Origin of the sequence: Yimella sp. RIT 621 (genome assembly GCF_004146205.1) — a bacterium.
GTDB lineage: Bacteria > Actinomycetota > Actinomycetes > Actinomycetales > Dermatophilaceae > Yimella > Yimella lutea.
Genome location: NZ_SEIP01000001.1, coordinates 190,975 through 204,989, shown reverse-complemented (window position 1 = coordinate 204,989; position 14,015 = coordinate 190,975). Strand labels below are relative to the sequence as shown.

The following is a 14,015-nucleotide window of genomic DNA, read 5'->3' as shown; positions in this document are numbered from 1 at the left end:
TCAGATCCGGGAAGTCGGCTTCCCAGAACTCGAGCTCGGAGGCACGCGAGGTGGAGTCGCCACCGTCCCGTGCGAACTGGCTTCCCGTTGCCGCAACTCGACCCGACGGATCTTGCCCGAGATCGTCTTGGGCAGGTCGAAGAACTCGATGCGCCGGATCCGCTTGTACGGAGCGAGATGCTCTCGGGTGAACACGAGAATGTCTCTGGCGATCTCGGCGGACGGTGAATTTCCCTCCGTGAGAACGACATACGCCTTCGGGACGGCGAGTCGGGTCGGGTCGGGCGAGGGCACGATCGCCGCTTCCGCGACGAGCGGGTGCTCGATCAGCACCGACTCGAGTTCGAAGGGGGAGATGCGGTAGTCGGACGCCTTGAACACGTCGTCCGCGCGTCCGACGTAGGTGACGTAGCCGTCCTCGTCCCGGGCCGCGACGTCACCCGTGTGATACATGCCGTCGCGCATCACCTGCGCGGTCTTCGCCTCGTCGCCGTAATAACCGATCATCAGTCCGGCCGGCCGGCCGAGCGGTCCGGACAGGCGCAGGCAGATCTCACCCTCGTCGCCCGGACCGTTGCGCTCCTCACCGGTGGCGGGATCCACCAGCACCACGTCGTAGCCCGGCAACGGGCGGCCCATGGAGCCGGGTTTGAGGGGCTGCCCGGGAGTGTTGCCGACCTGGGCCGTGGTCTCGGTCTGGCCGAAGCCGTCGCGGATGGTGAGCCCGAGGGCCTTCTCCACCTGCTGGATGACCTCGGGATTGAGCGGTTCGCCGGCCCCGACCATCTCGCGCAGCGACAACTTGTCACGGTAGGCGGCGAGGTCGGCCTGGATCAGCATCCGGTACACGGTGGGTGGGGCGCAGAACGTCGTCGCCTTCTCCTGTGCCACCCACTCCAGCAGTTCGCGGGCATCGAACCGCGGCTGGTTGACGACCAGCACGGTCGCGCCTGCGTTCCACGGTGCGAAGACGTTGCTCCACGCGTGCTTGGCCCAACCCGGAGAGCTGATGTTGAGGTGGACATCGCCGGGCTGCAGCCCGATCCAGTACATCGTCGACAGGTGGCCGAGCGGGTAGGAGGTCTGCGTGTGCAGCACCAACTTGGGACGGGACGTGGTGCCGGAGGTGAAGTACAGCAGCATCGCGTCGTCCGGTGCCGTGGTCACCGCGGGAGCGGGCGTCGTCGAGGCCTCGGAGTCGGAGTACGACAGCCAACCGGACGCCGGGTCACCGACGGCGATGCGCGTGAAGTCGCCCTCGACGGATGTGAATGCACCGGTGACCGCCGAGGCGGCGATCACGTGCTTGACCTCGCCGCGCTCGACCCGATCGCGCAGGTCCGCGGAGGTCAGCAGCATCGTCGCGGGGATCGTCACCGCGCCGAGACGGATGCAGGCGAGCATGCATTCCCACAACTCCACCTGGTTGCCGAGCATGAGCAGGACGCGGTCGCCCTGCTGCACGCCGGCGTCCGACAACCAGCCGGCGACCTGCTCGGAGCGGGCCGACAGATCGGCGTAGCTGCGTTCGAGGCGTTCGTCGGCCGACTTCACGATCAGCGCAGGACGGTCGGGGTGTCGCGCAGCGATTGCGTCGAACCAGTCCGTCGCCCAGTTGAACGATTCGAATGCGGGAGTCTGCCAGGCGTTCGCGGCCGCAGCCGGGTCTTCCCGGGCGTCCAGCAACGCGTCCCGCAGACGGCCGAAGAGATTCGTGGGAGTGCTACCAGGCTCTGTGGTCGGCATGTTTTCGACACTAGCGACGAAGACGTCGTCGCGCGGGCCAACCGGTGAGTAGCGGTCGGCGTCCTGCTGTTCATGACAGCAGTGACGTTGACCCCGATCCGGGTCGCCCGGTGTTGCTGCAATATTAGGCTGACCTTTCCGTCGCCCAGGTGGCGCAGAGCCTCGGCAAGTCCGAGGGCACGATCAAGCGGGATCTGTTCGATGCGCGCAAACTGTTGATGGAACGTCTGGAGGGACAGCGATGAACGATTCGCCTTTCGGACGACGTCATGGCGACGACCCATCCCAGGATCCCGTGAACGAACCGGACCTGGTCGATGACTTCTTCGCCAAGCACCGCGACGCGATCGAGCCCGCTACGCCGAACGACGTGCACTGGCAACAGGTGGTGCAGACCGCCCGTCGCAGCCCGATGCGCACCGCCGGCAAGGCCTGGGGAGGCGTCATCGCCGCCGGAGTCGCCGCGATGCTCGTGCTGGCCGGCGTATGGACCTGGAAGCAGGAACCCTTCGGAGCCGGCAACATCCGTCCGGGGCAGACCGTGGCCGCCAGCGAGGACGGGTCTGAGCGGGGCACTGCCGACGCCGGTGACGACATGGGAGCTGCCCAGCTGCCGCAGGGCGTGCCGGCCACGTTCCGCACCTGGTCGGTCAGCAATGCCGGCAGCGGCACCCTGTACAACCTCGGGTCGACCGAGTGTGGTTCGGACATCTGCCCGACACTGTTGCGCTCCGGCGCCGACGGTGAGTCCTGGCAGGCCGTCCACATCTTCAACGGCACCGACACCTCGAGTGCGTCCGGCGCCGATGTGCCGAACATCCAGCCGGACGGTGCGCTCAGCGACGTCCGCTTCGTCGACTCCCAGGTGGGCTACGTCTACGGCGGCGACCTGTGGGTCACCTCCGATCGCGGCGCCAGCTTCGACAAGGTCAACCACCCCGGACAGACCGTGCTCGATCTGGAGATCTGGGAGGGGCAGGTCTACCTGCTCACCGCGGACGGCTGCGTCCAGGGCACGTGTTCGGGCCCGGTCTACGTCTCCTTCAGCAGCCGCGCCAACCCCAGCTCGTTCACGACTGTCGACTCGGCGGCGCTCTCCGGACCGATCGACGACGCCTCCGTCGTGGTCAAGGACGCGCTGGTCATCGTGCAGACCAGCAACGACGGCCGCCCGACGCAGCAGCCGTGGATGCTGGCTGCCGAACGGCTGGAGCCCATGAAAGCCCCCGAGGTCTGCGGATCAAGCCCCCTCGAAGCGGTGACGATCACCGCCAGCACCGACGCGCACATGTTCGCGCTGTGCCGGCTGTCACAGGACCGCGGAGCCTTCCGTGTGGTGAGCAGCAACGATCAGGCGCAGAGTTGGGTCGAGCACTCCGTCGGGACGCTGCGCCTTCCCCAGATCGGACAGCTGAGCCTCGGTGCCGCCGACCCGCAGCACCTGGTGGTGACCGTCGGCGGCCCACGTGGTGGTGGCACGAGTTCCGGGGACGACGCGCGCAGGGTCCTGCAGATCTCCGCCGACGGCGGACGCAGTTGGACCGTGCCCCGATTCCCGCAGCCGCCGCCGGTGAACGGCTTCGACTGGACCGGTAGCCCGGGCGGGGCGGAGTTCTACGCGGTTCCGCGCACGACCCCGGGTTTCTGGGTGAGTTCCGACTTCGGGAAGTCCTGGAAGGTCGTCGTCCCGAAGTCGTGAACATGACATGCTGGGCCGCATGAGCGAGAATCCGGCGCCCTATCCGGCTGGATGGGAGGCGGACGTCGTCCTGCGAGACGGCTCCGTCGCGCAGATCAGGCCGATCCGCCCCGACGACGTCGCGGCCCTGCAGGACTTTCACCGCAAGCAGTCGCCGGAGTCGATCTACCTGCGCTTCTTCGCACCGATGAAGGAGTTGTCCGACAAGGACGCCAAGCGTTTCGCCAATGTCGACCACGTGGAACGGGTCGCGCTGGTGCTGGAGGGCAACGAGGAACTGATCGGGATCGGCCGGTACGACCGGCTCGGCGGGCCCACCGGGACATCGGCCGAGGTCGCCTTCAACGTCTCGGATCATTTCCAGGGGCGCGGTATCGGGTCGGTGCTGCTGGAACACATGGCGGCCATCGCCCGTGAGGCCGGGGTCGAGGAGTTCACCGCCGACGTCCTGCCGCAGAACCGCAAAATGATGGGCGTCTTCATCGATGCCGGGTTCGGCGTCAAACACCACTTCGACGACGGCGTCATCTCGCTCGCGTTCCCGATCGAGCCCACGGACGCCAGTGAAGCCGTCCGGATCGCACGGGAGCAACGAGCCGAAGCCGCAAGCATCCGCGCACTGCTGAACCCGCGCAGCGTCGTCGTGATCGGGGTGTCCCGCAACCGTGAGTCCACCGGCCGTGACTTGTACGAACACCTGCGCACCGGTGGTTTCGCCGGTGACCTGTACGCGGTGAACCGCACCGCGCACGCCGAGGTCGAGGGCGACCTGTACACCTGCCTCGCCGACGTCCCGGGCGACATCGACCTCGCGGTGATCGCGGTCCCGGCGTCCGAAGTCCCGGGCGTGGTCCGCGAGTGCGCCCAGCACGGCGTCCGCGGCGTGCTGGTCGTGTCGTCCGGATTCGCCGAGGCGGGTGAGGCCGGAGAGCAGTTGCAGCAGGAGTTGCTGCGAACCGCCCGCAACCACGGGATGCGTGTGGTCGGCCCGAACTCCTTCGGTCTCATCAACACCGCCGTCGATGTGCAACTGAACGCGTCGCTGGCACCGGAGCTGCCGGCTGCAGGTGACCTCGGCCTGTTCTCCCAGAGCGGTGCGCTCGCGATCGCCGGGTTGGAGTCCGCTGCGCGTCGTGGCCTGGGCATCAGCACCTTCGTGTCGGCCGGTAACCGCGCCGACGTCTCCGGCAACGACCTGATGCAGTTCTGGCTGGACGACGAGCAGACGCGTGCGGTCGGCATGTACCTGGAGTCGATGGGTAACCCGCGCAAGTTCAACCGCATCGCACGGCGCTTGTCGAAGGCCAAGCCGGTGATCGTGGTGAAGTCGGGTGTCTCGGAGTACGGCGTGCCGCCCGGGCATCGGGTGCGTCCGACCCGGATCCGGCCGGAGGCCTTCCGGGCGATGCTGCGTCAGGCCGGCGTGATCCGCGTCGAGAACGTGCACCAGATGTTCGACATCGCTCAGCTCGTCGTGCACCAGGAGATACCGAAGGGGGAGCGGGTCGCGGTCGTCGGCAACTCTTCAGCGCTGGGTGCACTGGCCGCCGACGCGTGTGTGTCCTGGCGCCTGCAGGTGACCCACGGACCGGTCAGCCTCGATCCCGAGGCAACGGCACAGGAGTTCGCCGACGCCGTCCGGGCGGCCTTCGAGGACCCGAACGTCGACTCGGTCGTCACCGCGTTCCTCCCGCCCCGCCAGTCGGCTGGTCTCGACATCGCCGAGGCACTCGGCGAGGTTGCCGGACGCTACGAGAAGCCTTGTGTGACAACGTTCCTCGGTATCCGCGGGGTATCCGAGGTGCTGGCCGGGCAGCCCCGCGAGGACGGCCGACGCGAGGTCGTCCCGTCGTACTCCATGCCCGAGGACGCGATCCGTGCGCTGGCCGCCGCCACGCGGTACGGGCAGTGGCTCGACCGGCAGAGCGACGACCTCGTGCTCCCCGAGGGCATCGACCAGGACAAGGCCGCAGCAATCATCGCCGCGGTGCTGGAATCCGAGCCCGACGGCCGCGAGCTCACCGCCCTGGAGACACGGGAGTTGCTAGCGGCGTACGGCATCACCGTCTGGCCCTCGACGGCCGTGACCTCGGTGCAGGAGGCGGTCGCAGCCGCCGACGAGATCGGCTACCCGGTGGTGCTGAAGTCGACCTCGCCGATCGTGCGGATCCAGCCGGTGTCGTCGGTGCGAGCAGATCTCGGCTCCGCCGACGCGGTCGCCGAGGCCTACCGCGCGCTCGATGACCGGCTCGCCCCGATCGGTGCCAACACGTTCGTGGTGCAGAGGATGGCCGAACCCGGCATCCCGTGCGTGGTGATGTCGGAGGAGGACGCGTTGTTCGGTCCCGTCGTGCGGTTCAGCCTGGCGGGTGTGCCGACCGAGGTGATGAACGACTTCGGCTACCGCATCCCGCCGTTCAGCAGCAACGACATCGACGACCTGATCGACTCCGTCCGGGCCGCCCCGATCCTCGACGGTTTCGGGCACCGGGCGCCGATCGACCGCGACGCGCTGCGCGACGTCATCGCCCGGGTCTCGGTGCTCGCCAACACCAACCCGCAGATCTACGAACTCAACCTCAACCCGGTCAACACCCACCGGTGGGGCGCGGAGGTGCTGGGCGCGTCGATCGTCGTCGCGCCGCCGGTCGGCCGCAGCGACAGTGGTCGCCGCGCGATGAGCGGGTGGTGACCGCAGGCCGCTGACAGCGGCTTGGGCGATCCACATCGCCGCCATCACGCAGCTGCCCCGGTGAGGACATGGGAAGATGGCCCTCATGTCCGCTTCGCACCTGACCGCCGCCACCTTGCCCGACGCGTTGTTGCATGACATCGAGCAGGCGGGCTACTACCCGGCCTTGGTCGCCGACGTGTTGAAGGCGGCCCTGGGCACTCAGGCCGTCGACGCCCACCTGGTACACGCGGAGACCACGATCGACACCGACACCGTGCGTCGGCACATCACCGTGCTGGTGATCAGCGGCGGACGCCTGGTCATCGCCCACGCCGACGACCACACCCCGTCCCTGGACGCACCCACGATCGTCGCCCGCAACGTCGCCACCGCGACCACCGAGACGGTGCCGCTGTCGGCGATCCGCGGAGTGATGCTCACCCACGTCATCAACTCGCCGGAGAAGTACGCCGAAGGGTCACTCGGACGTGAGGTGACGGTCACCATCGGTTGGGGCACGGTCAGCCGCGTCGACCTGCTGCCCGCAGCCTGCGCCGACCCCGACTGCGTCGCCGACCACGGCTACGAGGGCACGGTCACGGCCGACGACATCAGCGTCCGGGTCAGCGCCGACGCCGACGGCGAACGCAACCTACAGAACGCACTCGACTTCGCTGCAGCGCTGTCCGCGGTCACCGGTCGCTGAAGCCGGTGATACGCCCGCTGCCCGCAGCGCCGAGCTACGGGGCCACCGACCTCGCCGGGGTGTTGCCGTCGGCAGCAGCTTCGCTCGGCGTCAAAGGTTTTCGCGGCGCCCTGCCGCAGGCTCGTGGCGCGGTGGTCGTGCTCGTCGACGGTCTGGGCGCCGAACTTCTTCGGGCCCGTTCCGGTCACGCACCGTTCATGCGGACGCTGATGATCGACGCGGCGAGTGCGACCGCGGGCTTCCCTTCGACGACCGCGACCAGCATGGGCACGTTCGGCACCGGACTTCCCCCCGGCTCGCACGGCCTGCTCGGCTACCAGGTGGTCGATCCGGCCACCGACCTCCTGTTCAACGAACTCTCCTGGGAGAACGGACCCGATCCGCGCCGCTGGCAGCGTGAACCGACCGTCTTCGAGCGCGTTGCCGCTGCCGGGATCGAGACGACGATGGTCGCCAACGACTACTTCGACGGCTCCGGCCTGACGACGGCTGCGCTACGCGGTGCCGGTTTCGCCACGGCCGCCACGCTCGCCCAACGCGTCGACATCGTGCTGGCCCGCGTGGCTCGGCAGCCCCGCAGCCTCACCTACATCTACTGGGGAAACCTCGACCGCACTGGTCACGAATTCGGTTGCGGCTCATGGGAATGGGTCGATGAACTCGAAGCGGTGGACGCCGAACTGCAACGGTTGTCCACGCGTCTTCCGCGCGGCGTCAGCCTCACGATCACCGCCGACCACGGCATGATCGACATCCCCGAATCCAACAAGACCGACATCGCCTTCGACCCCGAGCTCGCCGCCGGCGTCCGGCACACCGGGGGTGAGATGCGATCCCTGCAGCTCTACTGTGAGCCCGGCGCGACCGACGACGTCCTGGCCGCCTGGACCGCGCGGCTGGGCGAACAGGGCTGGGTGTTGCCGATGGCCGATGCCGTCTCGCGAGGACTGTTCGGCCCGGTGCAACCGCACATCGCGCCCCGTCTCGGCGACGTGCTCGTGGCCATGGACGGCCCGTACGGCTACTGGGATTCACGCGTGATGACCACCAAGGTGGGTGAGCTGACCGGTCAGCACGGCTCGCTCACCGCCGCGGAGATGGCCGTTCCGGTGCTGCACCGTCCCGCCGACTGATCCGGCCATCTAGAGTCGTACCTCGTGGCTGAACTCGTCTTCTTCTCCGGCACCATGGACTGCGGCAAGTCCACACTCGCCCTGCAGATGGAGCACAACCACCGAGCGCGCGGGCGCGAAGGACTCATCTTCACCAAGAACGACCGCGCCGGCGCGGCCGTCATCTCCTCCCGTCTCGGCCTGTCGCGTGAGGCGGTCGAGGTGACCGACGAGCTGGACTTCTGGGAACTGGTCATCGCGCAGACCGCCCACGGTCGCGAGATCCATTACGTCATCTGCGACGAGGCCCAGTTCTACGAGCCGGAGCAGATCGAGCAGCTCGCGCGGGTCGTCGACGAATGCGACATCGACGTGTACGCGTTCGGCATCATGGCCGACTTCCGCACCCAGCTCTTCCCGGGTTCGAAGCGACTGATCGAACTCGCCGACAGGTTGCAGGTGCCGCAGGTCGAGGCGCTGTGCTGGTGCGGTCGCGGTGCCACTCACAACGCCCGCGTCGTCGACGGACACATGGTCATCGAGGGCGAACAGGTCGTCGTCGGCGACGTCGCCGGTGAAACCGCGCACGCGGTCGAGTACGAGGTGCTGTGTCGACGGCATTACATGCGCCGGATGACCTCGGCCGCCGCCCGCCTGCAGAGCGGTTCCGCGGACATTCTTCCCTTCGATCTCGGATTGTGCCCCCTGCCTTCGGCGCCGATGGGCGATACTTCACCCGGGCAGTGACACCGGCGGATGGAAGCATGATCGACATGGACGCCGGGCAGGGGACGAGGCGATGAGCGAGCGGGACGAACACCGGCCCACCGCCCCGTTGCCGCGCCCGCGCACGGAGCACCCGGACGACCGGCGGCGGGAGTCCCGTCGTTACGACGATCGTGGCCACGAATCCCAGTACGGACGTGATGACGACGATCGCCGTGACCGACGCCGGTTCGACGACAGGTACGCCGACCGCCGAGATGGACTGTCAGGTGGCACCGCGATGCCGTCCTCGCGCACCCGTGTAGTCGGTCGAGGAGTAGCACGCTCGGCCGGCGCTGTCGCGCGGATGACCGCCGGTGCCGGACGAAGCACCCTGAAGGCTGCCCGTCGGGCGAGCAACTCGCACGGCGCCGGTGAGTCCGGTCTCGGCCGCCTCATCGAGGTGCACGCGTTCAGTTCGGCCGGCGACGCCGCGGTCGCCATCGGTCTGGCCGGCACCGTCTTCTTCGCCGCACCCGGGGAGCAGGCCAAGACCCAGACGCTGCTGTTCCTGCTCCTCACGATGCTTCCGTTCGCGATCGTCGCGCCCCTGATCGGTCCCGTGCTCGACCGCCTGCGCCACGGTCGCCGGTGGGCGATCGGCGGCACGCTCGCGATCCGCGCCTTCTTCTGTTGGGTGCTCGCAGGAGCGGTTGCCGCTGAATCCACCCTGCTGTTCCCGGTCGCGATGTGCGTGCTGGTCTCGTCCAAGGCGTATCTGGTCAGCCGATCCGCGGCGACCCCACGCCTGCTGCCCGATTCGATGACGCTGGTGAAGGCCAACAGCCGGCTGTCGCTGGCCGGAGTCGTCGGCGCCGTCATGGCCGGTGCACTTGCCGGTGGTGCGGCGAAGTTCGGCGGGTCGGAGTGGGCACTGCGAGTTGCCTTCGTCCTGTTCACGATCGGCACGATTTTGGCGATCCTGCTGCCACCCCGGGTCGACTCGACCATCGGCGAGAAGCCCGCGCCGATGTTCCGGCGCAAAACGAAGTTCCCGATCTCCGGCGACGTCATCTCCGCGCTGCGGGCGAACGCCGGCCTCCGCTGGCTGTCCGGCTTCCTGACGCTGTTCATGGCCTTCCTGATGCGCGCCGAACCGTTCCCGGGCTGGGAGAACAAGCAGACCCAGTTGCTGGCCCTCGTGCTCGGCGCAGCGGGACTCGGCAATGCTCTCGGCACGGTGATGGGCAACCTGATGAAGGTTGCTTCACCGCGGATCATCGTCCTGGTGATGTTGATCGTCGACGCTGCCGTGGTGGTGTTCGCGGCGCTGAACTTCCGCCTGTGGACGGCCGTCCTGGTGGCGCTCGTCGCCGGTGTCGGACAGCAGTTGGGCAAGCTCGCGCTCGACTCATTGATCCAGGACCGCGTACCCGAACACATGCGCACCAGCGTCTTCGGGCGCTCGGAGACGCTGCTTCAGCTCTCGTGGGTCATCGGTGGCATCGTCGCCGTCGTCATCCCCACCGACGCGACACTCGGCATGTACCTGTCCGCGGCTTTGCTGGTGGTGTGGGCGGGCCTGGTGCTGTGGTGGCACACCGGGCGCACGGTTCGTTCCGGTTCGACCGGCCCGTACGACCGGGTACACGACAGCCCGACGATGGGCATCAGTCGCAAGCAGGCGATGAACCCGCCACCGCGCGAACGACGCTGAGGCGCAGGCGGGTTCGAGCGCGGCCTACTCCTTCGGCCCGCGCTTACCGAACATGATGTCGTCCCAACTGGGCACCGACGGGCGACCCTTGCGGGCCTGACTCGGACGAGACGGCACGACCTGCTCGGGTTCGTCGTCGCCCCGGCCGTCGGACGGCTCGGCCGGCGAAGAGACGACCTGCTTCGAGGCAACCTCGTCGACGTCTGAATCGGCGTCGGACACGTCGTCGGACACGTCGTCGCCGAAGCTCGGACCCGGTTCGATGTCCGGGTGATCCGAGGCGTCTTCAGAGGCATCATCCCCAGCCTCGTCGACGGCGACGTCCTCAGGATCCTGGGCGACCACCTCATGTCGCAACGGCTCGACCTCGCCGAGACCGAACAGGTCGACCGTGCCGGTGACGGGGTCGTGGCCCAGTTCGTCGACCGTGGGCTGATCCGGCTCCTCGGCGCCCCCGTCCGTGTCGTCGCCGGCTGCGGCGGACTGCTTGCCCGCCGGGTGATTGCCGGACGGGTGGCTCTCGCCCTTGCGGCGCGCGTTCGCCTTGCGACGGTTCTTCGACCGCTCGCGCATCACCGATACCAGGTCGACCGGACGGTCGTCCTTCTTCGCGACCGGCGTGGCCGCATCGGCGTCGGTGTCAGCGGAGTCCGACGGCTCCGGTGAGCTGTCCGTCTCCTGCGCCTCGTCCGGCGCAGCGTGCGGGATCTTCGGTGCGGAGACACGCGCGGGACGGTGGGGCGCGGGCGACTGCTGATCGAGACCACCTTCGGCAACGACGTCGTAGACGACCGAGTTGGCGGGGTTCTTGCCGAACGGCATCGTCGCGGTCGGCTGGTCGTCCTCGCTCAGCCAGCGTGCTTCGTCGTCGGTCGGGTGCAGGCTCTGGGTCTGCGCGTCGTAGCGCCAGGTCGCGACGCGGGCACGTCCGCCGGCGGGGAAGCGGCACTCGATCGTCCACCCGCGGTCGCCGCGGTAGGCGTCCCAGTTCATGTCGGATGCGGCCACGCCACGGTGCGAAAGACGGCTGCTGACACGTTCGCCGACCGTGGTGCCCTGCTCACGTCCGCCGACGCGGACGTGCAACGGCAGCTTCTGTGCGGTGAGCGCCACGTGGTCGCGCTCGGCGCGGATCGGCGGTTCGAATCGGCCGACCTTGTCGGTGGACCACCCGGTGCGCTCGGCGACCTCGTCGATCGTCAGACCGGAGCGCAACAACGCCTGGATGTCGCGGGGACGCACGTTCGGGTCGACGCCGTCGTCGTTCAGCCGGGAGCGCACCGCGCGGACGGCGCTGCGCAGGGCATCGTCGATCTCGACCTGGTGCTGTTCACCGTCCTCGTCGACGAGGAGCAGTCGCGTGCCTTCGTCATCGACACCGACGAATCGCAAGTCGCGCATGTGTATGTATGCCTTCCCGGGCTTCGACAAACCGTGGTTCACCTTGCCACGGTGAGTGTGATCGGACCGGACGGCACGCCGGGCGCGAGGCACACACGAGACATCGACGGGTGCCGCGCCCCGCCCCGGGGACGAGGGTGACAATGGACTCATGAGTTCTCCCACCGCCGACCCCCGTGACCCTGCGGACTCCGGCTCCGCACCCATGAACCCCGAGGCAGCGTCGGATGCCACCACGGATCCCACCACGGATCCCACCACGGACATCGGGCAGACCACCCCTGAGCCCCAGCCGTCGGGCGAGGGTGGGGACACCGCTCTGCCGCCGTACGACGCGATCGTCCTGCTGTCGTTCGGTGGTCCGGAGTCACCGGAGGAGGTCATGCCCTTCCTGCGCCGGGTGACCGGTGGACGTGGCATCCCCGACGAGCGACTGGAAGAAGTGGCCCACCACTACATGGAGTTCGGCGGTCGCAGCCCGATCAACGACCAGTGCCGGGCCCTGCAGTCGGCGTTGCACGACGAACTGCGCCGGCGGGGCATCAGCACCCCCGTGCTGTGGGGCAACCGCAACAGCGAACCGTTCCTGACCGATGTGCTGCGGGAGGCCTACGACGGCGGCATGCGCAATGTCGTCGCGCTCACCACGAGCGCCTACTCCTCCTACAGCTCGTGTCGGCAGTACCGCGAGAACATCGCTGCCTCGCTGGCCGAACTCGCAGAGGAAGGCAAGGAACTCCACGTCGACAAGGTGCGCCAGTACGCCACGCATCCCAGTTTCGCCCGCACCAACATCCGGCTGATCACCGACGCCGTCCGTGCGGCCGACCAGCCTGACGACTCCAAACTGCGGGTCGTGTTCGTGACCCACTCCATCCCCGAGGCGATGGACGACACCTCCGGCCCGGGCGATGGCGAGGGAAACCTGTACGAGCACCAGCACGACGAACTGGCGCACGTCGCACTCGACGAGATCGGCGCGACGCTCGACCGTGACCTCGACGGCGCACTGGTCTACTGCTCGCGGTCCGGCCCGCCCAGCCAGCCCTGGCTCGAGCCCGACATCAACGATCACCTGCGTTCGCTCGCCGAGGACGGCGTCACGGACGTCGTCGTGGCACCGATCGGCTTCATCTCCGACCACATGGAGGTGAAGTTCGATCTCGACACCGAGGCCGCCGAAACCGCACAGGAAGTCGGGCTGCGCATGACGCGCGTCCCGACCGTCGGTATCGACCTGGAGTTCGTCAGCGGGCTGGTCGACCTTGTCGAGGAGCGCGCCGCTCAGGCCCGCGGTGAACAGGTGACCATGCCGGCGTGGCCGGGTGAGGCGATGCCGCCGATCTGTCGCCCGGGCTGCTGCCCGAACCTGCGTACCGCGCTGCCGGCTGCCTGCGGCTCCGACTGATGGCATCGCACGACGCCGCAGCGCTGGAACAGGTTGCCCGCGACGTGGCGGTGCTCGCCGGCCGGTTGATCGTCCAGGAGCGCCCCGCCGGGCTCGGTGTCGCGCAGACGAAGACCAGCCTGACCGACGTCGTCACCGAGATGGACCGGCGCAGCGAACGTCTGATCCGCGACGAGCTCGCACACCGTCGTCCGGACGACGGTGTGCTCGGTGAAGAAGGCACCAGCGACGCGGGCTCGAGTGGGATCACCTGGGTGGTCGACCCGATCGACGGGACGGTCAACTACCTGTACGAAATTCCGGCGTACGCGGTGTCGATCGCAGCCTGTACCGGCGACATCTCCCGGCCGGAGGAACTCGTCCCCGTCGCGGGCGCGGTCTACAACCCGGTGACCGACGAACTCTTCCATGGCCATCGTGGCGGGGGAGCGCACCTGAGCATCGGGTTGCGTCAGCAGCCGCTTTCGGTGAGCGGCACGAAGGATCTGGGGATGGCGCTACTCGGTACGGGCTTCGGGTACGAAGCGGCCAAGCGGGAGCGACAGGGCGCTGTGCTCGCCGAGCTCATCGGTGACGTGCGCGACGTGCGCCGGATCGGGAGCGCGGCGCTCGATCTGTGCTCCATTGCGGCCGGACGTCTGGACGTGTACTTCGAGTCCGGCCTCAATCCGTGGGACCGTGCGGCCGGTCAGTTGCTGGTCCGGGAAGCGGGCGGAGTGGTCCGCGGGGCACACCAGGAGCCCGACAAGCACATGGTGATCGCAGGCCCGGCGGGGTTGGTCGAGCAGGTGGCGCTCCGGGTGCTTGCTGACGGATGACCACCCACGTGGGTGAAACCGCGGACCCG

10 protein-coding genes and 1 pseudogene are annotated in these 14,015 nt (G+C 68.4%); 9 read left to right on the top strand and 2 right to left on the bottom strand.

The window, feature by feature from the left end; translation table 11 throughout:
- Window positions 1–1,746, bottom strand: coding sequence for an AMP-binding protein (locus tag EU513_RS01030; RefSeq protein WP_168990089.1), 1,746 nt, complete (start codon window positions 1,744–1,746; stop codon window positions 1–3).
- 143 nt (window positions 1,747–1,889) lie between these two features.
- Here EU513_RS01030 and EU513_RS16610 point away from each other — a divergent pair.
- The 7 genes and pseudogenes from EU513_RS16610 to EU513_RS01000 form a co-directional block, all read left to right on the top strand.
- Window positions 1,890–1,991, top strand: a pseudogene (locus tag EU513_RS16610) (hypothetical protein); the annotation flags it as partial.
- 50 nt (window positions 1,992–2,041) lie between these two features.
- A complete protein-coding gene (locus EU513_RS01025) occupies window positions 2,042–3,445 on the top strand; it encodes a hypothetical protein (protein ID WP_168990088.1) in 1,404 nt (467 codons plus the stop codon).
- Between the two features lie 19 nt (window positions 3,446–3,464).
- Window positions 3,465–6,137, top strand: coding sequence for a bifunctional GNAT family N-acetyltransferase/acetate--CoA ligase family protein (locus tag EU513_RS01020; protein ID WP_129623988.1), 2,673 nt, complete (start codon window positions 3,465–3,467; stop codon window positions 6,135–6,137).
- Window positions 6,138–6,222: 85 nt separating this feature from the next.
- Window positions 6,223–6,825: a DUF5998 family protein gene (locus EU513_RS01015; RefSeq protein ID WP_129623987.1), complete on the top strand. Its 603-nt coding sequence runs from the start codon at window positions 6,223–6,225 to the stop codon at window positions 6,823–6,825.
- A gap of 5 nt (window positions 6,826–6,830) precedes the next feature.
- Complete coding sequence (locus tag EU513_RS01010) at window positions 6,831–7,958, top strand: alkaline phosphatase family protein (protein ID WP_240795862.1); 1,128 nt, start codon at window positions 6,831–6,833, stop codon at window positions 7,956–7,958.
- A 24-nt stretch (window positions 7,959–7,982) separates the two neighbouring features.
- Window positions 7,983–8,684 (top strand): thymidine kinase, encoded by a 702-nt coding sequence (locus EU513_RS01005; RefSeq protein ID WP_129623986.1) that lies wholly within the window; start codon window positions 7,983–7,985, stop codon window positions 8,682–8,684.
- A gap of 52 nt (window positions 8,685–8,736) precedes the next feature.
- A complete protein-coding gene (locus EU513_RS01000; protein ID WP_240795861.1) occupies window positions 8,737–10,359 on the top strand; it encodes an MFS transporter in 1,623 nt (540 codons plus the stop codon).
- A gap of 24 nt (window positions 10,360–10,383) precedes the next feature.
- Here the strand turns inward: EU513_RS01000 and sepH are convergent, their stop codons facing one another.
- Window positions 10,384–11,760 (bottom strand): septation protein SepH, encoded by a 1,377-nt coding sequence (sepH, locus tag EU513_RS00995; protein ID WP_168990087.1) that lies wholly within the window; start codon window positions 11,758–11,760, stop codon window positions 10,384–10,386.
- A 151-nt stretch (window positions 11,761–11,911) separates the two neighbouring features.
- Between sepH and EU513_RS00990 the strand changes: the two genes are divergently transcribed.
- Together EU513_RS00990 and EU513_RS00985 are read left to right on the top strand one after the other, a co-directional pair.
- The gene (locus EU513_RS00990; RefSeq protein ID WP_129623984.1) at window positions 11,912–13,168 is read left to right on the top strand and encodes a ferrochelatase; all 1,257 of its coding nucleotides are present in this window, start codon (window positions 11,912–11,914) and stop codon (window positions 13,166–13,168) included.
- Window positions 13,168–13,986 (top strand): inositol monophosphatase family protein, encoded by an 819-nt coding sequence (locus tag EU513_RS00985; RefSeq protein ID WP_129623983.1) that lies wholly within the window; start codon window positions 13,168–13,170, stop codon window positions 13,984–13,986. The genes EU513_RS00990 and EU513_RS00985 overlap by 1 nt, the downstream gene beginning before the upstream one ends.
- Window positions 13,987–14,015: the final 29 nt, after the last annotated feature.

Bases quoted from the DNA above. Each gene is read 5' to 3' on its own strand.
- EU513_RS01030 (WP_168990089.1), bottom strand. From the start codon at position 1,746: ATGCCGACCACAGAGCCTGGTAGCACTCCCACGAATCTCTTCGGCCGT.
- EU513_RS01020 (WP_129623988.1), top strand. From the start codon at position 3,465: ATGAGCGAGAATCCGGCGCCCTATCCGGCTGGATGGGAGGCGGACGTC.
- EU513_RS01015 (WP_129623987.1), top strand. From the start codon at position 6,223: ATGTCCGCTTCGCACCTGACCGCCGCCACCTTGCCCGACGCGTTGTTG.
- EU513_RS01000 (WP_240795861.1), top strand. From the start codon at position 8,737: ATGAGCGAGCGGGACGAACACCGGCCCACCGCCCCGTTGCCGCGCCCG.
- sepH (WP_168990087.1), bottom strand. From the start codon at position 11,760: ATGCGCGACTTGCGATTCGTCGGTGTCGATGACGAAGGCACGCGACTG.
- EU513_RS00990 (WP_129623984.1), top strand. From the start codon at position 11,912: ATGAGTTCTCCCACCGCCGACCCCCGTGACCCTGCGGACTCCGGCTCC.
- EU513_RS00985 (WP_129623983.1), top strand. From the start codon at position 13,168: ATGGCATCGCACGACGCCGCAGCGCTGGAACAGGTTGCCCGCGACGTG.